Source organism: Methylobacter sp. sgz302048, from assembly GCF_052162025.1.
In the GTDB taxonomy this organism is placed as follows: domain Bacteria; phylum Pseudomonadota; class Gammaproteobacteria; order Methylococcales; family Methylomonadaceae; genus Methylobacter.
Genome location: NZ_CP197401.1, coordinates 1,874,688 through 1,899,429 on the forward strand (window position 1 = coordinate 1,874,688; position 24,742 = coordinate 1,899,429).

Here is a 24,742-nt window from a genome sequence, read left to right on the forward strand (position 1 = left end):
ATCTCAGCAGGAGTTTGACATGACTAAAAAAGGCGGTCTGTTTCCATTTTTCAAAGCCTTGGCTCTAGTGGCAGGCTTGGCGGCGGCATTCAGTTTGCACGGCGCCGAGGCTAATGAAGAGGGCGCCGTCAAAAATCCCTGGGCTTTCAATCTCACGCTCTACGGTTGGTTGCCCGGTGTGGACGGCGACTTCTCCGCAGGCCGGTTTAGCAAGTCGGTCGACACCAGTTTTATCGATATTGCCGAAGAGCTAAGTAACTTCCCGCTGGCTTTTATGGGCAGGCTTGAAGCACATTACGAGCGGCTGGGGTTGTATGTGGATGGCAATTACATGGGTCTGGATTTCGAGCCCGGATTCGACCAGGGGATCAGCAAGGGCTTGTCAAGCCAGTTGGGCATCATGGAGTACGGGGTCATGTACCGGCTGTTCGGCGCGCCGGCTGCGGAGCAGGTCGGTCACTGGGCAAAAAAGACGAGGTCCAACATGCTCGAAGTCTATCTCGGCGGGCGAACCATCTGGCTGGACAATCAGGTTGAGTTCAGGGGCATAGGCAACGCCTCTTCCAGCGAGAGTCTCTCCAGTCCGCTCATCGGCGGGCGGTTCACGGTGGAATTCAGCCCGGAATGGTTCGTGCTGGTGGACGGCAATGGCGGCGGCTTTGGCATGGACGATGTCGATTTCGCCGGCTCCGTGATGGGGATGGTCGGCTATCGCACCACTCTGTTCGGCGTATCTGCCTCGCTGGAAGCCGGCTATAGAGCCCTGCGCCTGGATTTGAAAAAACGCCTCATTGAAACCAACGTCACGATGAGCGGACCGTTCATCGGGCTGACAGGCTATTGGTAAAGATCAATGTGTCTGGTTTAAGTCACTCGTGTCCTGGTATTGAAGCAAGATTCACATGCTCTTGATGGCGCTGGATTCTAAAGAGGTTTTGCTATGATCAAATTGATTGCTTTGCCAGTGTATTGGGGCTTGATTATGACTGCATTGTCCGGTTGCGCCGCCCTCCGGCCCCATTCTCCGCCGCCGCAGCAGGTCGAGGCGCTGGTGCAGGTGCCGGGAGTGCCGGGTGTGCGGGCCTGGGGCGATGAATTCAGCCCGGTATTCCAGAAGGACTTGATCGAATCCCTCCGGCAGGAAGAGCGGAGCGGCCTGTTTCGGGAGGGCGAATATGTCGATATCCTGGCAATTTCGGGCGGCGGCGGGGATGGCGCTTTCGGCGCGGGAATGTTGTGCGGCTGGTCTGCCGCCGGCAACCGTCCGAGCTTTAAGCTGGTCACCGGCATAAGCACGGGAGCATTGACTGCGCCGTTCGCATTTTTGGGGCCGGCCTATGACGAGAAATTGAAAAAGGTGTACACGACGATTTCTTCCAAGGAAGTTTTTAAGCTGAAATCCCTCTTCGGCATGGTGCAGACGGATGCCATCGCGCTGAATGACCCTCTCGCCAAGCTTACTACGGACTATGTCGATGAGAAGATGCTCAAGGACATCGCCGCTGAGCATCTTAAGGGGAGACGGCTCTATATCGGCACTACCGCCCTGGATGCACAGCGGCCCGTGATCTGGAACATGAGCGCCATCGCGGCGTCGGGTCATCAGGATGCGCTCGAACTGTTCCGTAAGATCATGATTGCCTCCGCAGCCGTGCCGGTGGCTTTTCCCCCGATATATATTTCCGTTGAAGCCGCCGGGGATCGCTATGACGAAATGCATGTCGATGGAGGCGTGACCAATCAGGTGTTCCTTTACGGTCCTATGTTGAACCTGCCGGCAGGCAGGAAGGTGCTCGGATTTGACCGGCCCCGCCGCATACCGCGGGTCTTCGTTATCCGCAATACCCGGCTCAAGCCCACTTGGCTTGACGTGAAGCCGGTCATGCGCTCCATCGCCCCGCGCTCTGTTGCTTCGCTGATCAAGGCCCAGGGCGTCGGTGATATCTACCGCATTTACGTAGTCGCCCAACGGGACGGCCTCGATTTCAATCTGGCCCACATTCCCGATGAACTGGATACGAACCGGAGCGATGAGTTCAACAATCAGGTGATGAAGGTCTTGTTCGATACCGGCTACAACCTGGCCCGCTACGGCTACCGCTGGAAGAAGAGCCCGCCAGGATTCTTTCCCGAGCATGGGGCCGATCATGAATAGCATCCCCAGCCCGGGCCGGATGGGATAGGTTGCAGCGGAACAAGACTGATTATAAAGCCGGAACACAAGGCTTAACGGGTGAGCGTACTGAAGCTCCGCTGAAGCATTGAATCAGGCAAAATTTTATAAATCCAATATTACTGTTTAGAGCTTTTCTATAAATACTATTCGATGGAGTTTGTTTTTGATCTCAAAAAACGATTAAAACGGCAGCCCATATCTATAACCCTGATCAGTGAAATTATTCCTTAAATATTTATCTGATGATCAATGGTGATAGGAATAATATTGTATGGAATATATTTCTTCACAAAATATCCAAAATTCATTGAGCAAGCTCAAATTAAGCATAATCCAGTTATTTGCATGAAACTTTGTGGAATGAAGCCTATCCAATAATTGCCAATAAAAAGCGTTAAAATCATTGGTTTACTGTTTTTAAATAATATTGATGAGATAAATCAGTAAAGATAGACACTGAACGAGGAAAAATTGAAAGTTGTTTAACATATTTAACGATAATCTTCAGTGAGGAAAATCCTATGAAAAAAATAATAAAATTATCAATGATTACTTTGGCTTTCAGTATGGTTACGGCTTGTGCGACGAGTGGCGATGTTGAAAATATACAGTCGCAGATTGATGGCTTGAATGCTAAAGTTTCTCAAGCATCATCCGATGCGGCAAATGCACAATCCGCAGCGGCTGACGCCGCTGCAAGAGCCCAAGCAGCGGAAGATGCAGCTAATCGGGCAGCCCAATTAGCTCAAGATGCCAATAGCAAATTGGATAGCGGTTTCAGAAGATCAATGATGAAATAAACTCTTGCCGTGCAAGAGCAAAAAGTAGCCCGATGGGAAAAATACCCGGATTCTGGGGTGATTTCTGCTTATCAAGACCGTGAAACTGCGGCAACTATTTGCCAGTCAGTTGCATCACAGCTGACTGGCAATAATCTATATCACTGTTCTAATTAATATCTGATGTTACGCAGACAATTGACTCATACGTCTGAGGATTCGGCTAAAAATAACTTCCGAGGTCCCTTCAGGTCAAGGCCGTCCCCGTGGGAGCGATGCCTTTATGCCCTTTGGTATACATCGCGATTTAAAATCGCCCGACAAGTCGCGATGCAGCCATCGCTCCCACCCCCGTTACCCGAATTGAAAACCAGGCCATTATCAAACAGCATAACGACGTAACAATCCGCCTCTGCGCAACATCAATTAAATAGGCGGATTTGATGCCCCATTGGTTAATTGATTTTTTGATCAACTCTTTATGGTTATTAAAGCGTTGAATATGGTAGTTATATGGGAACTCTATAATTCCTCGCACACATCTTTCAATTCCAGGGATGGACAAAGCGGCACCTGAGGCGGCAGACCATGAATCATTCACCTTATCGGCTAGGCTTTACCACGCTTGGCACCGAGACTCGCATCGACGATTTGCCTGTCCAGGGCGCTGTTCCCACATGGCTGCAAGGCACCCTTTTTCGAAACGGCCCGGCCAAGTTCGAGGTGGGCGGGCAGCGATATAATCACTGGTTTGACGGTCTCGCCATGCTGCACCGGTTCGCCTTCTCCGACGGCCGCGTTTCATACGCCAATCGCTTCCTTCATAGCCGGGCCTATCAGGAGGCCATGGCACTGGGGAGGATCAGCCGGCGCGAGTTCGCGACCAATCCCGTCCGGACACCTCTGCAGCGTGTCGCTGACCTGTTCTTCTCGAAATTTACCGATAACTGCAGCGTCAATATCAGCAAATTCGGGGATGAGCTCGTGGCTCTGACTGAAACCCCGCGGCCTTTCCGGTTCGACCCGGAAACACTTGAGACGCTCGGCGCCTATGATTATCAGGACGGGCTCACAGGACATGTTTCAACCGCCCATCTGCACTTCGACTTTCAGCGGATGCGCCACTATGGCTATCTGCTGGAATTCGGCCTGCAGAGCCGGTATCACCTCTACAGCATGGCTGCGGATGCCGGACGGCGCGTGCGGGTTGCTACCTTGCCAGTGCGAAAGCCTGCTTATATGCACTCGTTCGGGATGACGGAGCGATACCTTGTCCTCACCGAATTCCCGCTGGTGGTAAATCCGCTAAAGCTGCGGTTCAGCGGCAAGTCTTTCATCCGGAATTATGACTGGGAGCCGGAGCGCGGCATTCATTTCCATGTGATCGACAAAGAGACGGGGCGTCTGATGACGTCGGCCCGCTCGATGCCGTATTTCGGCTTTCACCACGTCAACGCCTTCGAGGAAGACGGCGAGGTTGTGGTCGACATTGTGACCTATCCCGATGCCAGTGTCATAGATCTGCTCTATCTGGACCGCCTTCGCTCGGACCAGCCATTGACGGCTCTGGGCAAGCTGACGCGTTTCCGCATCAATTTGTACGGCGGAGAGAATGTCGCAATTGAAACGCTTTCCGAGACCCCGATGGATTTTCCCCGCTTCGACTACCGAAACCGTGCCGGACATCCTTACCGTTACGTTTACGGCGTAGGCAGCGAGATCACCGGCAATTTCAACGACAAACTGGTAAAGCTGGACCTTGAAGGGCGGCAACACGCATCCTGGCACCGGAACGGTTGCTATCCGGGCGAGCCGGTGCTTGTGTTAGTGCCTGATGCGTTGAAAGAAGATGATGGGATCATCCTTTCTGTCGTACTGGATGCCAGGAAGGAAACTTCTTTCTTATTGATCCTGACGGCTTCCGGCTACGAAGAGCTGGCTCGCGTGGAGGCGCCTCATGCTATTCCCTTCGGATTCCATGGCAACTATTTGAAAGAAGGGAATGGGCCGTTGTCATTTCGGACGCTCCACAGTTGAGCCATGGCGCAATGAGCGGCGGCGAACAGGTTCAGAATAAGCTTGTAATGGCTATCCTGGTCGGATGTCCGGCAAGATTCCTCGATCAATAGCTTATTTACTGAAGTTACGACAGGTACCCTGTCCCTTTTGACACCCCCTGTTAAAAGTGAGGAGCGCAGGACAAATCGGCAGGATGGCCGATTTGCACGACCTAGTCGCCTGCCAAGGCGAAAAACAGGGATGTTTTTCGTGAAACCCGATTAAATAAAACTGTCGCACTAGCGGCACTTTAGCCAAACCGATCTGAATTCAACTGACTGCGTAATATCAGTTCAGGGCTTTTCGGCACACCGCAGGTCCGGAAAGGTACGCGATGCGTACGAGGCTGTGAAAGTATTAATGAAAACGTCATGAAAGTCTTATTCACCACGAAGGTCACGAAGAATAAACAAGTTGATCAATACATTAAAGCTTCGTGTTCTCGATTGCTGTTCCAGACACAATTCTACCGCCCTCATTCTTGGCGGCATTCGAGTCCTTCATGGTCAAATGTTTATTAATGGCATGCCTTGGATTCTATGACTATCCGCGCCATTACTTAATGATACTGCCGGATTTTCAGGGCTTCCGCTGTTTTATGGTGCATCTGAAAATAAGCAGTTGCACGGATTTATGTTTACACCTTACTTTTTTTACAATGATTTAAGCTAAGCAAAATTTGATGGTCAGTAGTTACAAATTCTTTCATGTAATCAAGCAGCTGGAGAGTTGATGTGACACTTGTGCGATACTTGCTTGTCGGCGTTGCGAACACATTGGTCGGATTAAGTACCATTTATTTTGCCATGTACGTTTTACAACTGGGAATTGTGTCTGCAAATGCGTTCGGCTATTCAGTCGGCATTTTGCTGAGTTTCGCTTTGAACAAGACCTGGACTTTCAGTAATGACGATCACGTCGCTGCCAGTTTTCTGCGTTATATGCTGGTGCTGGCCGTAGCGTACTCGGCCAACCTCGCCACGGTTCTATTTGCTGACGCTCATTTCAATTTAAACCAGTATGCTGCGGTTCTGTCTGCTGGCACTCATTTCGATTTGAATCCCTATATGGCTCAAGCGGTCGGCATTATTCCCTACACGGCCATCGGTTATCTCGGCAGTCGCTACTTTGCTTTCCGGATACCGAGAGACACAGAGGCAACGATGGATCATCCGGATGAGATAGCCGTAGTGAATACGGAACCTCTGATTTCTCGGCCGATTGATGCAAGCATTGTTGTGCCTTGCTACAACGAGGAGGCTGTGTTATTGGAAACAACCCGGCAATTGGCAGATTTGTTGCAGCCGCTTATTGCCGAGGGAAAAATTGCGCCAAGCAGCCGTGTGTATTACATCGACGACGGTAGTCGCGATCGGACGTGGGAATTGATAGAAACGTTGTCCGAGACCCACGAATTTATCCACGGCATCAAGCTGTCGCGCAACCGCGGCCACCAAAATGCTTTATTGGCGGGCCTGTTGACAACGGAAGGCGAGGTGGTCATCAGCGCAGATGCCGATCTGCAGGACGACCTGTCCGCCATTAAGAAGATGATCGATTATTATGCGGCCGGCTACGATATTGTGTATGGCGTCAGAGATTCCCGCCAAACCGATACCTTCTTCAAGAGCGTTACCGCAAAAGCCTATTACCGCCTGTTAAGCGCCATGGGCGTGGAGATTGTCTACAATCATGCTGACTACCGTTTAATGAGTCGCCGAGTCATTGAAGCGCTGAGAGAATTTGACGAAGTCAATTTATTCCTTCGCGGAATTATTCCTCAATTAGGGTTTTCGTCAACGCTTGTCTATTATGATCGCGCCGAACGTTACGCGGGCGAGTCGAAATACCCGCTGAAGAAAATGCTCTCATTCGCATGGCAAGGCATCACGGCTTTCTCGGATCTTCCTTTGCGCCTTATTACCGGTTTAGGTCTGACGGTATCGCTGATCAGCTTCTTGTTTTCAGCCTGGGCAATTACGATCCGTTTGTTTACTCATGACGCGGTTCCAGGCTGGGCCTCCACTGTTTTGCCTATTTATTTTCTCGGTGGCATACAGTTATTATGCCTTGGCGTCCTGGGTGAATACTTGGCGAAAGTTTACTCGGAAACCAAACGGCGTCCGCGTTATATCATTGAGAAAGTTATTTAACTGTATTTAATCCAGGCTATTTTAAGGCGCAGAAAAGCGCCGCTAATAAGTATTTAGAAGAAATATTCATGTTTTCTCAATTGCATAGATTTGATAATTTAATCCATTATAAGCCAGTTTATATCCATGCCTCTTCAAACACTCAGCAATTAAATAGCCATTCATGTCCACAGGCTTATCAGGATAATCAAATATAAGAAACACATACGGCCTTGCACTGTTTTCAGATAGATAGTCCGACATTCTTTGTTCGTCTTCTTTATTCTGATATGTCATATAAAAAGGGGTGGAATAAGGTATTTCCGAATCGGTCAAATAAGTAAACAAATAGGCCTTACTGCCATAAAACATAAAATTGGAATGGGGATCGGATGCTCTTAATTCATTCACCTTTGATAGTACGCTTTCAATCTGGTCTTTTCTTTCCTTGCTGGTTTTAATCCATCTTAGCTTCTTATGATCAACCTCCGCAGTCAATTGCCTTATAGGTTGATCCTCGTATGTTCTGCCTAGCCCTGCTTTATTGAAAATCGACAGGCCGATCACAAAAAGAGCCAGTAAACGTATATTAATAACGTTCTCTTTTGGCAGGTGGATATTTCTGAATTGATATAATAAGACAGGCATCAAAATTATATATCCACTGCTCAATTTGAGCAGGCCTGTATCGGAACCGAGAGCAGGTACAAAGCCTAACATGATGCAGAACAAATAGACCGCAATATCATCCTGATTGTTTTTGCGGTAGGAATCGTACAGCAGCACCAGCAGAATCCATAAAACAATCGCGGAATAAAATAACGATATGTTCCAGTTATAGGCGGGCGGAATGATACGGACCAAAAGATAGAGAGAGATAATTACAGAGAGTATGGCGCGGATATAAACCGCTGATATAGATAATGCGCTAAGCTTGTTGTAAATCAGAGCCAGAAGGGATAAAACCGCCATCATCTCAAAGACTATAGCCCCGTCTCTCGCTTCAGACTTTAATACATTAAATAATGAATGGGTGGCTCCAAGCTGCGGCGACGAGGTTCCAGTTGTAATAAACAGTGTTCTTAATAGAAAAAACAGAACAGAAAAAGTAACTAAGTAACTCCCTGTTAAAATAATACCCTCCCGGGCTGATAATTTTTTGCTGTAGACTTGAAAGCATAAAATAGACAATACCGGAAAAACCACAACAATGCTTGGCAAACGGGCTGATGCGACGAGTGCCGTTAAAGCACCTACCAATACCAAAAGTAAATACCCACCGTCTCTTAAATAAAGTAAAAATCCCGTTGCTATTAACGATAGGAAGAATAATGAGATGACGTCATAATTCAATATATAACCGTTTAATGTAGTGGAAAAAATTACAGCAAGTGCCAGATAACGCAGCTTTATCTTTATGTAATCATTTCGTGATAAAAAAAATACCGGGATTGTTATGGATATAATCTCTAATAGAGTTGCAGAGATTCGAAAGGATATGATGCTGTCGCCAAAAATGGATGCCCACCATGATCCTATTGAAACCGATAAAAATGTCACATTGAAAAATTCAAACCCATGGCCAGCGTAGCCAATGTACGTAAAAGGGCCGTCGGTATAATCCAAGCCGTATTGAATGAATAAAAACGGATAAATAGCTATAAAAAAAATATAAACCGAATATTCGAAATAACTGTTAAATTTCAAATAAAGCGTGTTCATATGGATTACTCCGAGAGGGGCATGGTCGGCACAAATCGGACACCTGTTCAGGCAAGGTTTATAAACAATCCCGCTCAACGGCCGAAGATTGGCTGTTCGATGTAACTTGGCAGGAAAGTGGCGCGACTCTATGCAGTTGTCATTGAAAGGCCGCTTTAATGGCCTTTCAATGCCTGATTTCCAGTTTTAGTTTATTCCGCCGGCGTTGCATGGTGCTTGCTGTGTTCCGGCACGGTATCGTTGCCGTGTTCGCTCGCCTGGGCGTCGAACCATTCATGAAGCGCCTGGACGTACTGCGGATATTCAGTCGAATAATGAATCTGCCCGCCGTTTGCCAACGCTTTATATTCAAATTTTATATCGTCGGCTTCAGCCTTTTTCAACTGGGCCAAGCCCGGCATGTTGGGGTCGTGCATGCGTTCCGTCGCGGAAAAATCGCCTTTTCTGAATTCATCGGCAATTTTTTGCAGATGGTCCTGGATTAATTTTATTGCCTGGGTATTGTTTGGTGATTTGGCGATGACATGCTGTACGCCGCCGTGAACGGTCTTGGAAAATGTCTGCAGGGTTTGGTCCAATGAATAGGGCACTGCTTGCTGCTGGCGCTGATGCACTTCAGCCTTCTGATCCGGGCTGACTTTTTCCAGGGCCGGCGCCATTGGAGAAAAAAACAAAAGTCCAACATATAATAAGAGGTAATGTTTCATAATCGCACTTCACGTTGAGTTAAAACCAAATGAAAACACCGTATCTTGAAACTTCACCATAACAGACCCGGTTTTTGTTGATCAGGTTCAATATTCGGCTGTGATTTAGCTTCAGGCCGGATTGGAACTTCACGGAAGCCAGGCCTGAGGGACAAGTGGCGCTCTCTGTGATCATGAGCTGATCAGGATTGATCAATCGCAACAAACCTAGGGCACGCGCTGTTTCACGGTTCTATCACCATGAAGCATACATTCCGGCCTGTGTCAGCCCGGAATCATGAGTTTCGCGTGATGCCCGATTGACGCAATGGATCTACAGCATCGCTGCGCTTTGTGAGGCTTGTGCCAAATAACGGGCAATTTCCGAGGCAAGGTCAAAATCAGGGACGGTCACGCCAATGTCTTCCGCCTCTTGCTGCAATACGCCGCATTGCTGTTTTAAAGCATCAGTCGCTGTTGTAAAAAACGCTTCGTCTGAAAGTGCGAGCGTATGCAAGACTTGAGACAGATAGGAATCCAAGGCCGAATATTCAATGTGCAGCTTAATCAGTAGCTCCAGATCGGAAGTTTGTCTGCTGGCCTGTACAAGCAGAAGTTCGGCAGCGCGTATATTGGCTACGATGTCGTTAAGATGCTGTCTTGCGGAAGCTTGTTTCATTTTCTCATCCTCATGTTTGGCGATTGTTGCTCAATTCAATGAGCCCCGGATTATCGAGGCAGCTTGAACGGGCTTTGTTCCGGAGTCCTTTTCCGCCGGCATGGATAATCGTACGGGTTGAATTGATGACGTCAGCAAGCATCAACCTGATGGCGTCTGTTTTTCCATGCTTTACTTTTGCACCTGTTGACCGCCAGCCGTTCATTCAGTTCTCGAGCGTTATAAGGGTAGAGTTGCGCTTGCAATCTAACAAAGTGAATTATCGAATTCTCAACGTTTGGGGATCAGGCAAAATGCTAAAGCGATCGTCTGTAAGACTGAATTAGGTAATGGGACGAATTTATTTTTTTAGAGAAAGTGATCACAATTACAAAATACGTTAGAGGAGTTTTTGTTGTGCATGGATTGCTGAATCATGCGAATCACAGCACAGAATTCAGATGGTTTGGAACAGGTTAGGCGCTTGATCGCAGGCTGGGAGCAGAAAACGAATGATGGAGCGGTGGCAAGCGCATGACTCAATTCCATCGATTCCGAGTTTCTGGGCAATTTTATAGTGCGAACTGTTTAGGAGAATGTCATGAATAGTAGCAGACCCGGTACAGAGAGCGGCGAAGTTAATGTAAAAAAGGGTAATGGTGGAACTAGCGCCCAGCAAGGACAACAAAGTCAACAAGGGCAGCAAAGCATGCAGCAAGGTCAACAAGGACAGCAAGGCATGCAGCGTTCGCCTTCAATGGGTAGAGGGTTAATGTCATTTGATGAACTCGATAATTTGTTTGATGACTTTTTATCACGCAGATGGCCCCGATTGTTCGACTGGAATTTGCCCACGATGGGCATGGAGAGAGGCTCTGGCGGCCGGGGTATGATGATGGGAAGGGGCGTTCCCAAAGTCGATGTCGTGGAACGTGACAAAGAAATCGAGGTTCAGGCGGAGTTGCCTGGTGTTAAAAAGGAAGATCTGGATGTGTCGATCAACAATCAGATTATGACTATCCGGGCTACCACCCAGGAAGAAAAATCAGAGGGAGAGGGCCGATATTTACGCCGGGAAATGACGCGGGGCGAATATCAGCGCACATTGTCTTTGCCCGACTATGTCGATGAAGATAATGCTAAAGCAACATTTAAAGATGGCATATTGTGCGTGACTATTCCAAAAATGGAAAAAAGCCAGCGTAAATCTATACAGATACAGTAGCTTGGCTGGCTTCGAAATTCTGCGAGAGACAAAATATTTATTCTGTCTATAACGTTAAAACGCCATCCGATTGAGTAAACGCTACGGACGGGATAGATATCCCGTCCGGCTTGAAGACTTACGAAAGTCTCTGGCGCACTGTTGCCCAATTAATGGATCATTTTCATTCCGATGAGTGCCTGAACTTCTCCAGGCATTTGGGTTATGTTTTCGATTAAAAAATAAATGCTTTAGTACTCAGTCAGTATTGATAGGTCGGGTAAATATGTTTGGCGTAAATCCGCTCATTCTTCGACAAACTCAGGATGAACGGATTTACTTTTACCCGTCAAGTTAGGATTGACTGAGCACTAGCCTGTGAGCTTTCACAATGTATCCAATTTAAAAAGGCGCGTCCACTGTAAGGTTACTAGTACAATCGCAACTAGTTTTGGTGCGGCGACAGCCTTTCGTGCCACAAAAGCAATCTGTTGAGCCATCCCTAGACGAGCAGCTCATGGCTGGCACAACTAGACTCCGAACATCAAACTCCCGCAGTTCCTCGCTATAAAACGAGGAATATTTGTTCGTACGGAGAGATGCATCTGCGGTAAATCCAGGTATATTTATAGTGGTCATTTTATATCTCCTCTAGACTAATTAGACTCAATGTACATGGTAATAAAGTGACGTTTTAGTGACCAAAAATGGAAATTTATTGGTCAATTGGACGCCTATAAAAACTTCTCGGTAGCATCAGTGTTCTGATGGCGGCCCGAGAAGATACATCCGCCAACGTTCGTACGTAGCCTGAGAATGAAAGACGCATCTTCATTTCCAGTCAACGAATAGCCCGCCAACATTCCTTGATTGCCTTTGTGCATGGCAGGATAGTGTATGATCAAGAAACTTATTGATTAACATTCTTGAATTTTCCCAGTAATCGTTACGCGCTCATTTGCCTCACCTTATTGAGAAGTAAAGCTCCTTATCAGGTGGATTGGTTGCTTAAATTGACAGATGCTTCGACAATGAATCCAAAAATACTCATACTTTTTCTACCTCTAAAAAATAAATTCATCCTTGGGCTAGGGTTATAGTATTGAATCAACAGCAAGGACAATTGATAGGTGAATGACATTTGCATCCCCGTATGCACTTATCTTCTGGCCATTCCTCCGGCCATAACCAGAGTTGAGGCAGAATATTTACCCCTGCTGTTGAGAATCTAGTAGCGGCCACATTGTTCTGTCTATTTGTTATATAAAGAGAAATTTCAGCAGTGAATCCAGGCATATTAATGGTGTTCATTTCTTTTATCCTCTTTCAGTTGAGTTAAAGTCAACGGTCATAGTAAGGTGACAGCTTAGTGACCAGGAACGGAAACTCCTCCGTTATATCGCAACGTACAAAAGACTTTTCCGTAAAATCAGTATTGCGATTGGTATAGGAAAAGATCACGTCGACTATGTTGCGTGTGCTGCTCAATGGCGAAGGGCGCACTTCCACTCCGGTCAATGAACAGTCGCACCCAAACTGCTCGGCTGTTTTGGCATAGATGGCGGGATAGCGCATGGCCAGATAGTTCAAGGCACGATGTTCGTCAGTTGCTCCGGCGTTATCTGTCAGTTGCATAATCCTGTTGAACAGTTCCTCGGCTGCCGGCTCGAACTTCTTGGCATCTGTCTTCTCCGGCTTGGGTATGGCCTTAATGAGCGCGTCGCGATCGAAAGAATAGATTTGGTCGAAAACGACAATAGGCACCATCAAGCCGTTGCACATTTCCGGCGGGGCAATAGGGCCGCGCAGGCCGATGACCACATCGATATCATAAGGACTGGGTGCTGGGCGAATGGCTTCGATCAGTAGATCAATGTCCGCCGGATCGCGCGGCTGTAGTAAATAGGTTTCCAGCCCCTGGATCGTCAGCACCCAGCACAATTGGCGCACCAGGTATCGGTTCTCACGTTTGGACAGCACAGCATGTAAAGTCTGCTGATCAGTCTTGCCGGCGGTATCCGTTCTTCCTGTCGCCTGGGCAAACTCCTTTTCCGCGGCAATATTGGGGAAGCGTGCTTCCACTCGGCCGATGGCATAGACATAAGAAACTGTTCCAATACCATTGGGGCTCAGACCGGCCGATCCGCTGCAGCCACAGCTTCCGCTTCCTGTCTGCGGAGTGATTGATGTATCTATATGGGCATCCTGATAGGGCCTAAGGGCCTGCGGAGCAACCGATGTATCCACATGAGCCTCTGAGTAGGGCATTACGGCTCGTATGTCATTGATCAGTACCGATTGTTCCATGGGCTGATCCATTGTTTCAGTTTGTTCAGTCATATATTCTCCTTGTGCTCATGAGTTAACATGCTTAACGAGCAAGGGAATCTGAAGTCGGACGATTCCCTTACTTTTGATGTCTACCAGTGAAAACCATCCAGCGGTTGAGTGCAGCTGCTCGCTGCGCACAGCCACCGCAGGGCTTTAGCCCGAAATAAGAGGTCGCCCGTTTGATTGCATCGCCCAGGCCGACTTCCTCATCGCTGATAAATCCAGGCAGATGAACTTTATGGGATGTATGTTCGTTTGGACTTAGTGAATTATTGCCTTGATTCGCGTCATTCATGAGATTCACCTCTTTGCATGCGCTGACAACAGGATTTGGTAGGCGGCCGCAGCGTCCAGCAAAGGCGGAACTACTGAGGCTCGCCTCGGTAAAGATGCTTGAGTGATGGCAAGTTTGATTTGCGTCGCCGTTGCGGCAGGAAATTCCGACCATAGCAGTGCGACAGTACCTGTCACGAACGGCACGGCCACACTGGTTCCTCCCAAAGTCAGCGGATTGCCATTCGTACTGATACTGGTAATACCATGGCCGGGTGCGCTTAAACCCTGTCTACCGATTGAGTTGCCTAGATTCGATTCGTTTGTCGGCTTGCCTTGAAGATCGCACGCGACCACCGGGATAATCCATGGATGCCGGACAATGGCGGAACTGCCGAGAGTGCCTTGATTGCCAGCCGCCGCAACTACCAGAACGTTTCGCCTGATGGCTAGATTGAGCGCGTCTTCCAGCTCCCGTTCCTCTTTGATGGTCGGTTGGGCAAGGGCCAGGCTCAAGTTGATTACGCGTACACCTGCGTCGATGCAGTCAATAATTGCTGCGGCGAGTTCCTTTGGCGTCGCATTTGGCATTTGGTCATGCCCTAAGGCTGCCTCGGCAAAAATGGGACGGATAATAAGCGTGCAATTAGGACAAATGGCGGGGGCAGGGGAATTCCGTTTCGCGGATAAAATACCGGCGACAAAAGTTCCGTGCAGGCACGCGATGCTATTGGCTTGTGTGCACGTGGCCCCATTCTTGCCGGGAATCTCGTGAAGATAGTCGGTCGCCAGATCGGCATGTTGGGTAAAGATAGGCCCATCGATAAGTCCGATTTTTACTTCAGGGCTGCCGCTGGTGCGTTTCATCAGCGGAGTGAGCTTGATCAAATCTAAAGGATCCAAAGAATTCTCCCCTTTGTGTTTCTAACTTATAAAATCATTCGCCATTAACAAAACGTATTAAAGTTTTCCGCTTGAGTTAATGCGCTTGTTGCTCATTTATTAAATAACTTGACAGGTTTTCGCTGAATTTTGGGGCAATTATTCATTGTTTTGGATTGAAGTCTATTAGTCCCAATACTTATGAAACATCAGTCTGAGTAGAATGTTAATGGTGTATTTTTTGTAGGTGGCGGCAGGATATTGCAAGTCAAAATTAGTCATCAGAAATATTGCAACAAATAATCCATGTGTACTTTATTAATCGGATTTTTCCATCTCGCCCTGGAGCCAGCGTTCAATCACCTTGATTACATAAGCCTCCTGATCCGGCGTCAGAACATGGCCTTTAGGGATTCCATGCCATTTCTCCAGGCAGCCGCGGCAGCAGCAGGCGGTCGCGTGCTGGGCGACGAAAACCGGATGCCCGCGAAAAGGGGTTTGTTTGCCGTCATTGTCAATTACGGCCGGCGCCAGGCGTTTGGCGATAAAGTCCCGGGCATGATTGATGACCGTGGGCAGGCCTTTGGTTTGCAGATAAACGAGGTCCTTGCCCTGGAGATGGAATTTACGGCGGAAAGCCGACTTTGATAGAGCCGCGAAGAGTTCGTCTAAGTCACGCATTTTTTGAATTTAAGCCACGAAGACTACGAAGTACACGAATTTTACCTGGATTTTTCTTCGTGTTCTTCGTAGTTCATCAATCCCCTTAAGACTAGCGCGCCACCGCTTCCACTTGCACCAGATTATCCGAAAACGTCGGCGCATGGCCCATGTTGACGAATTCGGCGGAGCTGATGACATTAACCGTGCCTTTGTTCAATTGCCGCCAGTAGCCCAGCGTGGCGACAACGATGCCGGGATTGACGTCATCGGTGATTTTGGCGTCGCCCTCGAAGCCGCCGCGGTCGTTGAAGACGCGGACCTTGTCGCCGTCCCTGATGCCGCGCGCCTCGGCGTCCACGGCATTGATCAGCACGAACTGTTCGCCTTGGCCGCGGATTTTTTGCTCCATGTTGGCGTAGCAGGAATTCAAAAAGCCGTGGCTCTTGGGCGAGATGATATTCAGCGGATATTTTTGAGCCAGCTCCGGATTGGTTGCAGCGGTTTCTAGGGAAGGTACATAGTCGGGCAGGGTGTCGAGCGGTTCGTCGGGCTGAAAATCAGCATACATCTGCCGGAAAGGCCCGGCTACGAAATTTCCGTTGGCGGCCGACTCAGATTTGAACTCACATTTGCCGGACGGCGTCGGGAAATGGCCCTCCTTGTGCGGCGCGCGCGTATCGGGTGTGCCGACTTTCAGACGGGCATAGCCGTGCTTGCGCAGATAGGCCAGATCGATGCCCTCGCAAACCGGTGAGCTCCAGTCAATATAGCGTTCAAGGCATTCGGCGTCGGACCATTTGAACTGTTCCTCCTCAAAACCCATGCGCGCGGCCAGCCGCCGGAAGATTTCGTTGTTCGGCACGGCTTCGCCGGGCGACTCCACGCATTTGGCGTTGTAAGTCAGATAGAAATGGCCCCAGGATAGGATGATGTCTTCCATTTCGGCGCCCATCGAGGCCGGCAGGATGATGTCGGCATAGGCGGCCGTGTCGGAGATGAAATGCTCGGCCGACACCAGGAACAGATCCTCGCGCAGCAGGCCCTGGACGATCTTGTCGGTTTCGGGCGCCTGGGTTACGGGATTGGAATTCCAGCACATCATGGATTTGATCGGCGGGTCCAGCGGCAGTTCGCCGGTCAGCGTGCGGCCGATCTGCAGATTGTTGACGACGCGCGTGCCTTTGGGGATCAGGTCCGGACGGCAGATCTGGTCGAACTTGTACGGATGCTCCCAGACCGGCATCTGGTAGATGCCGCCGCCTACATCGCGCCAAGCGCCGGTCAGGGCCGGCAGGCAGCAGACTGCGCGAATGGTCTGGCCGCCGCCGTGATGGCGCTCGAGCGCAACGCCGATGCGCATGGCGGCGGGCTTTGTGGTCGCGTATTCGCGCGCCAGCGTCCGGATGTCCTCGGCCGCGATGCCGGTGATCTCGGCGGCCCATTCCGGCGTGCGCGTTTTGGCGCGCTGGGCCAGTTCCTCATAACCGACGGTATAATTGGCGACGTAGTCCCGGTCGATCAGGCCTTCTTCGATGATCGTGTGGATCATGGCCATGGCCAGAGCGCCGTCGGTGCCGGGCTTGGGCGCGATGTGCCAGTCGGCCTGCTTGGCGGTCCTGGATGCGTAGGAGTCTATGACCACGACCTTGGCGCCTTTCTTTTTAGCGTCCATGACGAAATGCCAGTGGTGCAGGTTGGTGCTGACGCTGTTGCAAGCCCATATCACGATGTACTTGGCGTGAACGAAACTCTCCGGGTCCAGTCCGCCGGTCGGGCCATTGGTCAGCAGCCAGGCCGTCGCCGAGCCCTCGCCGCAGAATGTGCGTTCGCAGACGGTCGCGCCCAGCCGGTTGAAGAAGGCATCGCCGCCGTTCAGGCCATGAACGAGGCCCTGGTTGCCCAGATAGCTGTAAGGGATGATGGCTTCGGCGCCGTATTCGGCGATGATGGCTTTCCAGCGCGTGGTAATTTCGTCAAGGGCTTCATTCCAGGTGATGCGTTCGAATTGCCCGCTGCCTTTGGGCCCGGTGCGGCGCAACGGATAGAGCACGCGGTCTGGATGGTAATGGCGTTTTTCAAAATCCTTCAATTTGACGCAGAGGCCGCCGCGGGTCATGGGGTGGCCGGCGTTACCGGTGACGCCGGTCAGCTTGCTGTTCTCGACTTCAAACACCATGGCGCAGGTGTCGGGGCAATCGTGCGGGCAGGCTCCGGGATGTGTGGTTTTTACGGCGGCGGCCATCTCAATCTCCTCTTGCGTTATTTAAGTTGTATCGATTCGCGACAATCTTGTGATGCTATCACGAATCTTTCCAACATCTCAACGAGGAGCAGGGCAAGGCCGGGGCAATCGCGCTATGTTTTCTTTTTTCCAAAGATCAGTTCTGCACGATAACGGCCATTCAAACAAGCCCGGAGTTTGCGCCGGTGCAGGCTGTCTTTGCTAGGCCCGCTGTTATTGAACAGATTCAAAGTCGTTCGTCGGATTAAAGCCAGCTTCAGCCATTTTCTGAAATGATTAATTATCACTGCTATTCCTTGTCGGCATAAAGATCGTCAACAAGCTTTTTGAACCAGACGGGAAGAAAAATGACGAGGAACAAACCGAGCGTGCTGGTAAGCGGGATGGGACCTACGCCCAGCACGGTAAAAACTGTCAAAACTACAGCACATTTGAGTCTGGCTCGGGTAGAGGGCTTCATAATAGGCATTTTCCAGTTTGGGTTTATCGGATTCAATCATGACGATATAACGTCTGAATTAAGAAAGTTTTACCACGAAGGGCACGGAGAATACGAAGTTTTTCTTCAGCTTTTTCCGCAGCTTAAATGTAGATACCGTCTTGTTGCCCATTATGCAAGCGCAAAATTGGGGTCGAAAGGTTTATTCGATTTCAGGATGGCAAAGGCGATATGGACGAGTTTGCGCATTGAAGCACAGGCGATGGCCATGCCATTCTTGCCGCGTGCAGCCAAGCGTTCGCGGAAAAGGCGGATGACGGGATTGTGTCTTCCCGCGACCACGGCGGGCATGTATAGCTTCGCGCGCAACATCGGATCACCCATCTTGGAAATGCGGGTTTTGCCTTTCCACTTGCCGGATTCGTTCAAGGCGGGATTGAGTCCAGCAAAGGCGACAGCTTGCTTGGCGGTGGTGAAGCCGTAGTGATCGCTCAAAGCGACCATGAGGTGGGCAGAGGAGGCTTCGCCGATGCCAGGAATCGTTTCCAGCAAAGCGCGCCGGTGCCTGAGATCAGGGTCTTGATCGATAAGACGTTGAACGCGTTCGCGTGTGGTTTTAAGCGCCTGCTCCAGATGTGCCAAGACGGCTCTGATGGATTCGGCAATCGTGGGGTCAGCCGTATCCAGTCTGTTTTTCTCCATTTGCTGCATTTCCAGCAGGTCTTCGATCCGGCGTAATAAGGCTTGCAGTTCGCGGATATTGGCAGGTGGCGGCGTCCACAAAGGCGGTTTCTTTTCCTGGGCATACCGGGCGATCAGCTTGGCGTCAGCCTTGTCGGTCTTGATTCGGCTCAATTCGCTCTTGGCGAATCCCTTGATTCTGGCAGGATTGACGACAGCCACCGGATAGCCTGATTGGGCCAGGCATTCGGCCAGAGGGATGCTGTAGGCGCCAGTCGCTTCCATGCAAACCGAGGGCTTGACGCCGCCGAACGTCGTCAGCCAGACGATCAAAGCGGCAAAACCTTCCGGCGTGTTGTCGAATTTTTTATGCTTGTATTTGCCGTTCTCCAGGCGGGCAACATCGAATTTATGCTTGGCAATATCCACACCAACCGTCACTTGGGACATCTTTAAACACTCCAAAAAACTATATAAAATCAATAAGATCAATTTTAAGGCATACGCCTGGTTCAGCCTTGGATCATACAGGCTCTCCCGGCGAAACGGGGGCCTACGCATACCGTACGAACTTATGAGGCGGATGAGGGAAACGGAGAGCGAAATCTACGCAGCAGGCTCGAAGCCTCAGGGTACGCCCGGCTTCTCCGCTTCCCGCCCGGTGATCAGCCGGGGATTTTATCCCTAATTGGGTAAAATCGAGATATAAGGGTACGCATTGCGTACCTTTATTTAGATCTGAGTGATTTTAAAAGGTACGCAATGTGTAAATACGGCGCTATTACTTTATCTCCAGCCGTCTGGCTAGCCGGTGCAGATTGCCGCGGTCCAGCCCCAGGCGGCGCGCCGCCTCCGACCAGTTCTGGCCGGCTTCGGCAAGCGTGGCGAGAATACGTTCGCGCTGGAAATTCTCGACCGCCTGGGTGAGCGATAGCTCCGTGTCTTTGGCCGTTGCTCCGTCCATACTTTTTTCGTTTTCGGCCATGATATCCAGATCGACCGGTTCCAGCACCACCGATCGTCCCTGAATCGAAGCGGCGCGCAGGACGGCCCGCAGTATGACGTGCTCCAGTTCGCGGACGTTGCCGGGCCAGGGATAAGTGTTGAGCAATTCGATGGTCGCCGGCGCCATGCGGACATGATCCAGGCCAAGGCGTGCGCGGGCCTGGGCCAGAAAGTAATCGGCCAGCAGCGCGATATCGTCGATCCGCTCCCGCAACGGCGGCACATGCAACGGATAGACGCTGAGTCGGTGGTAGAGGTCGGCCCGAAACCGCCCCTCCTTGACTTCCTCGGCCAGATGCCGATTGGTTGCGGCGATGATCCTGACATCGGCGCGGTGGCTTTTATCCGAGCCCAGGCGCTGGATTTCCCCGAACTGGACCGCGCGCAGCAGCTTGGCCTGGATCGAAAGCGGCAGTTCCCCGACTTCATCCAGGAACAGCGTGCCGCCGTTGGCGAGTTCGAACTTGCCGGCACGGTCGGTGTTGGCGCCGCTGAAGGCGCCGCGCACGTGCCCGAACAACTCGCTCTCGGCCAGCGACTCGGGCAGCGCCGCGCAATTCACATAAACCAAAGGCTGGCCGGCCCTTAGCGAGCGGGCATGAATGACGCGGGCGACCACTTCCTTGCCGACGCCGGTTTCTCCCAACAACAGAACCGTCAGATCGGATTTGGAAACAATATCGATTTCACGACTCAAACGCTGCATGGCCGGACTTTCGCCCAGCGCCTGATTGCTGCGCTGCAAGGTCTCATTGACCAGTTCGCTGGCGACCAGCTCCCGATGCTTGGCCAGACGCTCCAGGGTACTGATATAGGTCTCGTAGCGCAATGACACGGTGGCGAGCGCGGCGAAAGTCTGGAAGACCTGATCGTCGATATGATCGAACGCGCCGGGTTCCAAGGCATCGGCTGACAGTACGCCGAACAGCGTGTTCTCGTTATAAAGACTGCAGCCGACGCAGGCGTGAACGCCCAGCCGGCCGCCGCCATCATTCAGCAGCATCGCATCGTAAGGATCGGGTTTGCTGTCATTGGCGGCGAACCGGACCGGTGTTCGTGATTGAATGATGGCGGCCAGCCGCGGATGCTGCTCCGGCCGGAATATCTGTTCCTGCACTTTCGGCGACAGACCGTAGGTTGCAACCGGGACCAGGACGCCATCCTGATAGCGCAGCAGGGCACAGGCATGGTTGCCGGTGATTTTCGCAAAGATGTTCAGGAATCCGGTGTAGCGATCCTTCATGGAAAGGTTCGCTGTCAGGCTCAGGACGACGGCGCGGATGGCTTCATCCAAGGGGGCAAATTTCAAAGCGGTATTCATATGAAGGCAAGTAGTCAATCTGATACAGAGTGTGTCAATAAGACATCGCATTGTCCAGCTTTATCTGCGCTGGTTTGTCTATTAATGAAGGAGAGCATTCGTTTTCTGGTATTGGTTGATATGATGTCATTTAGACATCATATCAGTTTGGCTGTTAAAAATATCATGTAAATACAATGGCTTAAGAGTTGGCATGCATTGTGCTGTACGGCTTTGGATTATTCGGTCAGCGTTATAACGCGTGTGCCGAATTTATATTTCATGAGCTTAGGACCCTTTTACAGAAAAGGGGACTTAGATACTCAGCATAACTTATGGACGGCAATGCCGGAAAAGCCTGGGCATGGCATTAGTTGTATCGAATCGATATTTGTCGATACAATTGCAGCGATACGGGCGACGAGAAATCTGAAATCTTTAAACGGCGGGCTGGCGCCTGCAGGGGAATAGTAAGTCAGGCACTCATGGCGATCATCTACAGTAAACGGCTACGCGGCTGGCGTTTTGGTTTGTTCAATCTCTGCATGGGCCTGGGGCATGCCGTCGTTATTTTCAATGCCGGCGCCTATATCGCCATGCTGCCGCGCGTGGCCGGAGGGTTGGGCATTCCTCCCAGTTTCGCGACTTGGACCCAGACCGACTACATGATCGGTCTGGCCCTGGCTTTCCCGGTGGGCGGCTGGCTGTCGCGCCGCCTCGGCGAGTACCGGCCGTTCGTGGCGGCGTTCATCGTTTTCGCGCTGGCTTCGTTTATCTGCGCCTATGCCACATCGTTATACGTTTATCTGGCCGGACGCATTCTGCTCGGATTTTCCGGCGGAGTGACGCTGCCTCTGGGCCAGTCCATGATCATGAAAGAATATCCCGACAAGCATAAATCCGTAGGAATCGGTGTCTGGAGCTTGTTTACATTGACGCCTTTTACTTTCGGACCGCCGATCGGCGGCTGGATAGCCGATAACCTGGGGTGGCGCTGGCTGTTAGTGTTCAATATTCCGATTGCGCTGGCGATCGCCGGCATCGTCGGCGCGTTGCTGTACCGGCGAGGCTACAAGCCGATCCAGCGCCGTTTCGATACGGTCGGCTTTGCGCTGCTGGTCATTGTTCTGGGCGGTTTTCAGACTTTGCTGAATCAGGGCAATGACTGGGACTGGTTCAATTCAAGCTATATCACAACCTTGACGGCGGTTATTGTCGTTGCGTTGATGGGTTGGGTAGTCTGGGAGTTGAGCATCAAGCATCCTTTCCTGGATCTTACTCTGTTCGCGTACCGGAATTTTACGATTGGCGCCTTGATCATGTTCACCGGATTTTTGTGCTTTCAGGGGCTTCTGTCGCTGCTGATCGTACAGCTGCAGTTGGCGCTGGGTTATTCCTCCTGGCTGGCAGGCCTGGTATTTTTGCCTACGGCGATTTTCGCGAAGCCCATGGCCGGGGTGTTCCACGAAATCGTCAAGCGCTTCGATGCGCGCCTGCTGGCTTTTTTTAATTTGCTGGGCTTTGCGGCGACTTACTTCTGGCTGAGCCACTTTTATGTGAGCGATGCCTATGATCAGCTGTTCTGGCCCAAGCTGCTGGAAGGGGCCTGCCTGGGCAGTTTCTTTGTGCCGCTGACGGCGTTGCTGCTGCACGGATTGCCGCCGGAGCGCCAGTGGCGGGCCGTGGAGCTGGCCAGCCTCATGCGCATCGCGGCCGGCGCTATCGGCATTGCGGTGCAGGGCATTGTTCTCTACCGCCGGGCTCCGTTCCATATGACGCGCTTCGCCGAAGAGCATACTGTCTTTGACCCGATTTACGAACAATCATTGGGTACCCTGGTCGAGGCAGGCTTTACAGAGTCTACGGCCCTCGCCAAGTTTGCGAAACTGGCGGCGCGTGATTCGGCCATCCGGGCTATCAATGACGCCTACTGGATTGCCGGTTGCATTTTTGTCGGCATGGCGATTCTGGTCTGGTTTGCGTATCCGACCCGGCAGCCTGCCAAACGCACGCGTGAACAGGCCCTGCGGCGCACCGCCCAAGAATTACTCGACGAGGAGCCGTAATGAGCAAATATCATACAAACCGCGCTTTGCCGTTTTCAGTCATATTGGTAGCGCTGTCCGGCTGCGCCTGGTTTGGAGAAGAAACCAAGCGCGCCGAGATGATCGCCATGCCGGCCATGGAGCGGACATTATCGGAGGCGCATGGGGCGCTGCCTGCCGATGGCAAATGGCCGGAGCAGACCTGGTGGCAGATTTTCGGCAATGCGGAGCTGAGTCGCCTGATTGAAACGGCCGTGGCCGATAATCCGGGCTTCAAGGCCACAGAGGCGCGCCTGCGCCAGTCACAGGCCATGGTTGATGCGCAGGCGGCCGAGCTTTATCCGACTGTCGACGCCAATGTCACTTTTACTGCCCAGCGTTTCTCAGCCAACAGTACCGAAGCCAAGCTTGCCGGTGATCACTTCCGCAAGCTGGTGATCAACCCTTTCATACTGCGCTATCACATTGACTTCTGGGGACAGGACAAGGCGGCGCTGGATGCAGCCGTCGGCGAGGCCTTGGCTGCCCAGGCCGAGTTGGCCGACGCCCGGCTGGTGCTGTCTGTGGCCGTCGCGAACAGCTATTTCGATCTGGTGGCCGCTACTGAAAAATTCAATATGGTCAAGGCGATTGTGGCCTACCGCGAAAACCTGACAAAGCTGGAGCAGGTGCGTGTGGACACAGGTCTTGCCGCTACGACGCCATTGCTGTACTCGCAGACGCAGCTGGGCGTGGTGCGCGAAATCGAGGCCGCTGCCCGAGCCGAGGTCGAACTGCAAAAGAATCTGCTGGCCACGCTGGCCGGCAAGGGGCCTGACTGGGGGCGGAGCATCACGGTCGAGCGCTCCGCCTTTCCGAAGCGCCTGGCATTGCCTGGCAATTTGCCGCTGCATCTGCTGGCGCACCGGCCTGATGTCACGGCTGCACGGCTAAGAGCGGAAGCTGCGGCCCATGAAATCAAGGTCGCCGAGACTGCCTTTTACCCGGACGTCAACCTGATCGCTTTTGCCGGCTTTCACAGCGTCAGCATGTCGGATGTCATACTGCAGGGTTCCAGCCTTGCCTATGCTGTCGGTCCGTCTATCGATTTGCCGATTTTTGAAGGCGGCCGGCTGCGCGCCAATCTGAGTTATAAGGAAGCAGCCTACGATGCCGCCGTGGAGCGGTACAACAACAGCCTGCTTCACGCCGTTCAGGAAGTCGCCGACTCCTTGACTCGCTGGCGCGACATCGACACGCGCCTGACCGAACAGCGCCAGACCGTGGACGCCATCGCCGGAACCAGCCGCCTTGCAGAGACCTTGAACCGCACCGGGCTCAACAATCGCAGCGAATTGCTGGAAGCGAGCGCCGTCGAATATGAGCAACGCTATCGATTAGCCGTGCTGGAAGGCGAGCATTTCAAGGCCGCCGTTCAGGTCATCAAGGCATTGGGGGGCGGCTATTCCAATGATAAGGAGCATTAA

General features: G+C 51.4%; 19 protein-coding genes. 8 read left to right on the plus strand and 11 right to left on the minus strand.

The window, feature by feature from the left end; all coding sequences use genetic code 11:
- Nucleotides 1-19: 19 nt before the first annotated feature.
- The 5 genes from ACTNE6_RS08550 (at nucleotide 20) to ACTNE6_RS08570 (ending at nucleotide 7,166) form a co-directional block, all read left to right on the plus strand.
- Entirely contained in the window at nucleotides 20-847 is an 828-nt protein-coding gene (locus tag ACTNE6_RS08550) for a hypothetical protein (RefSeq protein WP_442499348.1), read from the plus strand.
- Between the two features lie 117 nt (nucleotides 848-964).
- Nucleotides 965-2,155 (plus strand): patatin-like phospholipase family protein, encoded by a 1,191-nt coding sequence (locus ACTNE6_RS08555; RefSeq protein WP_442499683.1) that lies wholly within the window; start codon nucleotides 965-967, stop codon nucleotides 2,153-2,155.
- A gap of 542 nt (nucleotides 2,156-2,697) precedes the next feature.
- Nucleotides 2,698-2,976, plus strand: a complete 279-nt coding sequence (locus ACTNE6_RS08560) for an Lpp/OprI family alanine-zipper lipoprotein (RefSeq protein ID WP_194971840.1) — start codon at nucleotides 2,698-2,700, stop codon at nucleotides 2,974-2,976.
- 567 nt (nucleotides 2,977-3,543) lie between these two features.
- A complete protein-coding gene (locus tag ACTNE6_RS08565; RefSeq protein ID WP_442499349.1) occupies nucleotides 3,544-4,992 on the plus strand; it encodes a carotenoid oxygenase family protein in 1,449 nt (482 codons plus the stop codon).
- 755 nt (nucleotides 4,993-5,747) lie between these two features.
- Nucleotides 5,748-7,166: a glycosyltransferase gene (locus tag ACTNE6_RS08570; RefSeq protein WP_442499350.1), complete on the plus strand. Its 1,419-nt coding sequence runs from the start codon at nucleotides 5,748-5,750 to the stop codon at nucleotides 7,164-7,166.
- Nucleotides 7,167-7,232: 66 nt separating this feature from the next.
- Here ACTNE6_RS08570 and ACTNE6_RS08575 read toward each other — a convergent pair whose 3' ends face one another.
- From ACTNE6_RS08575 to ACTNE6_RS08585, 3 genes are all read right to left on the minus strand, one after another.
- On the minus strand, nucleotides 7,233-8,867 hold the full coding sequence (locus ACTNE6_RS08575; protein WP_442499351.1) for a hypothetical protein: 1,635 nt from the start codon (nucleotides 8,865-8,867) through the stop codon (nucleotides 7,233-7,235).
- 191 nt (nucleotides 8,868-9,058) lie between these two features.
- Complete coding sequence (locus tag ACTNE6_RS08580) at nucleotides 9,059-9,574, minus strand: aspartate carbamoyltransferase (protein ID WP_442499352.1); 516 nt, start codon at nucleotides 9,572-9,574, stop codon at nucleotides 9,059-9,061.
- A gap of 313 nt (nucleotides 9,575-9,887) precedes the next feature.
- Nucleotides 9,888-10,232, minus strand: coding sequence for a hypothetical protein (locus tag ACTNE6_RS08585; protein WP_442499353.1), 345 nt, complete (start codon nucleotides 10,230-10,232; stop codon nucleotides 9,888-9,890).
- A gap of 580 nt (nucleotides 10,233-10,812) precedes the next feature.
- Here ACTNE6_RS08585 and ACTNE6_RS08590 point away from each other — a divergent pair.
- Nucleotides 10,813-11,436: an Hsp20/alpha crystallin family protein gene (locus ACTNE6_RS08590; protein ID WP_228779237.1), complete on the plus strand. Its 624-nt coding sequence runs from the start codon at nucleotides 10,813-10,815 to the stop codon at nucleotides 11,434-11,436.
- Nucleotides 11,437-12,756: 1,320 nt separating this feature from the next.
- Here the strand turns inward: ACTNE6_RS08590 and ACTNE6_RS08595 are convergent.
- From ACTNE6_RS08595 to norR, 8 genes are all read right to left on the minus strand, one after another.
- Nucleotides 12,757-13,755, minus strand: coding sequence for a hypothetical protein (locus tag ACTNE6_RS08595; RefSeq protein ID WP_442499354.1), 999 nt, complete (start codon nucleotides 13,753-13,755; stop codon nucleotides 12,757-12,759).
- Nucleotides 13,756-13,822: 67 nt separating this feature from the next.
- A complete protein-coding gene (locus tag ACTNE6_RS08600; RefSeq protein WP_442499355.1) occupies nucleotides 13,823-14,041 on the minus strand; it encodes a hypothetical protein in 219 nt (72 codons plus the stop codon).
- Nucleotides 14,042-14,046: 5 nt separating this feature from the next.
- A complete protein-coding gene (locus ACTNE6_RS08605; protein ID WP_442499356.1) occupies nucleotides 14,047-14,922 on the minus strand; it encodes a S8 family peptidase in 876 nt (291 codons plus the stop codon).
- Between the two features lie 297 nt (nucleotides 14,923-15,219).
- A complete protein-coding gene (locus ACTNE6_RS08610) occupies nucleotides 15,220-15,582 on the minus strand; it encodes a DUF4186 domain-containing protein (RefSeq protein WP_442499357.1) in 363 nt (120 codons plus the stop codon).
- A gap of 91 nt (nucleotides 15,583-15,673) precedes the next feature.
- Entirely contained in the window at nucleotides 15,674-17,806 is a 2,133-nt protein-coding gene (locus ACTNE6_RS08615; RefSeq protein ID WP_442499358.1) for a molybdopterin-containing oxidoreductase family protein, read from the minus strand.
- Between the two features lie 289 nt (nucleotides 17,807-18,095).
- Entirely contained in the window at nucleotides 18,096-18,266 is a 171-nt protein-coding gene (locus ACTNE6_RS08620; RefSeq protein WP_331820755.1) for a hypothetical protein, read from the minus strand.
- 150 nt (nucleotides 18,267-18,416) lie between these two features.
- Nucleotides 18,417-19,376, minus strand: coding sequence for an IS110 family transposase (locus ACTNE6_RS08625; protein WP_194971213.1), 960 nt, complete (start codon nucleotides 19,374-19,376; stop codon nucleotides 18,417-18,419).
- A 331-nt stretch (nucleotides 19,377-19,707) separates the two neighbouring features.
- Nucleotides 19,708-21,240, minus strand: a complete 1,533-nt coding sequence (gene norR, locus ACTNE6_RS08630) for a nitric oxide reductase transcriptional regulator NorR (RefSeq protein ID WP_442499359.1) — start codon at nucleotides 21,238-21,240, stop codon at nucleotides 19,708-19,710.
- Between the two features lie 476 nt (nucleotides 21,241-21,716).
- On the opposite strand from norR, the gene ACTNE6_RS08635 reads away from it, so the two are divergent.
- Together ACTNE6_RS08635 and ACTNE6_RS08640 are read left to right on the plus strand one after the other, a co-directional pair.
- Nucleotides 21,717-23,297 (plus strand): DHA2 family efflux MFS transporter permease subunit, encoded by a 1,581-nt coding sequence (locus tag ACTNE6_RS08635; RefSeq protein ID WP_442499360.1) that lies wholly within the window; start codon nucleotides 21,717-21,719, stop codon nucleotides 23,295-23,297.
- Nucleotides 23,297-24,742: an efflux transporter outer membrane subunit gene (locus ACTNE6_RS08640; RefSeq protein WP_442499361.1), complete on the plus strand. Its 1,446-nt coding sequence runs from the start codon at nucleotides 23,297-23,299 to the stop codon at nucleotides 24,740-24,742. The genes ACTNE6_RS08635 and ACTNE6_RS08640 overlap by 1 nt, the downstream gene beginning before the upstream one ends.

What these genes read in the sequence shown, in the direction of transcription:
- ACTNE6_RS08550 (WP_442499348.1), top strand. Translation starts at nt 20, where the DNA reads ATGACTAAAAAAGGCGGTCTGTTTCCATTTTTCAAAGCCTTGGCTCTA.
- ACTNE6_RS08560 (WP_194971840.1), top strand. Translation starts at nt 2,698, where the DNA reads ATGAAAAAAATAATAAAATTATCAATGATTACTTTGGCTTTCAGTATG.
- ACTNE6_RS08565 (WP_442499349.1), top strand. Translation starts at nt 3,544, where the DNA reads ATGAATCATTCACCTTATCGGCTAGGCTTTACCACGCTTGGCACCGAG.
- ACTNE6_RS08575 (WP_442499351.1), bottom strand. Translation starts at nt 8,867, where the DNA reads ATGAACACGCTTTATTTGAAATTTAACAGTTATTTCGAATATTCGGTT.
- ACTNE6_RS08580 (WP_442499352.1), bottom strand. Translation starts at nt 9,574, where the DNA reads ATGAAACATTACCTCTTATTATATGTTGGACTTTTGTTTTTTTCTCCA.
- ACTNE6_RS08585 (WP_442499353.1), bottom strand. Translation starts at nt 10,232, where the DNA reads ATGAAACAAGCTTCCGCAAGACAGCATCTTAACGACATCGTAGCCAAT.
- ACTNE6_RS08590 (WP_228779237.1), top strand. Translation starts at nt 10,813, where the DNA reads ATGAATAGTAGCAGACCCGGTACAGAGAGCGGCGAAGTTAATGTAAAA.
- ACTNE6_RS08595 (WP_442499354.1), bottom strand. Translation starts at nt 13,755, where the DNA reads ATGACTGAACAAACTGAAACAATGGATCAGCCCATGGAACAATCGGTA.
- ACTNE6_RS08600 (WP_442499355.1), bottom strand. Translation starts at nt 14,041, where the DNA reads ATGAATGACGCGAATCAAGGCAATAATTCACTAAGTCCAAACGAACAT.
- ACTNE6_RS08610 (WP_442499357.1), bottom strand. Translation starts at nt 15,582, where the DNA reads ATGCGTGACTTAGACGAACTCTTCGCGGCTCTATCAAAGTCGGCTTTC.
- ACTNE6_RS08615 (WP_442499358.1), bottom strand. Translation starts at nt 17,806, where the DNA reads ATGGCCGCCGCCGTAAAAACCACACATCCCGGAGCCTGCCCGCACGAT.
- ACTNE6_RS08620 (WP_331820755.1), bottom strand. Translation starts at nt 18,266, where the DNA reads ATGAAGCCCTCTACCCGAGCCAGACTCAAATGTGCTGTAGTTTTGACA.
- ACTNE6_RS08625 (WP_194971213.1), bottom strand. Translation starts at nt 19,376, where the DNA reads ATGTCCCAAGTGACGGTTGGTGTGGATATTGCCAAGCATAAATTCGAT.
- ACTNE6_RS08635 (WP_442499360.1), top strand. Translation starts at nt 21,717, where the DNA reads ATGGCGATCATCTACAGTAAACGGCTACGCGGCTGGCGTTTTGGTTTG.
- ACTNE6_RS08640 (WP_442499361.1), top strand. Translation starts at nt 23,297, where the DNA reads ATGAGCAAATATCATACAAACCGCGCTTTGCCGTTTTCAGTCATATTG.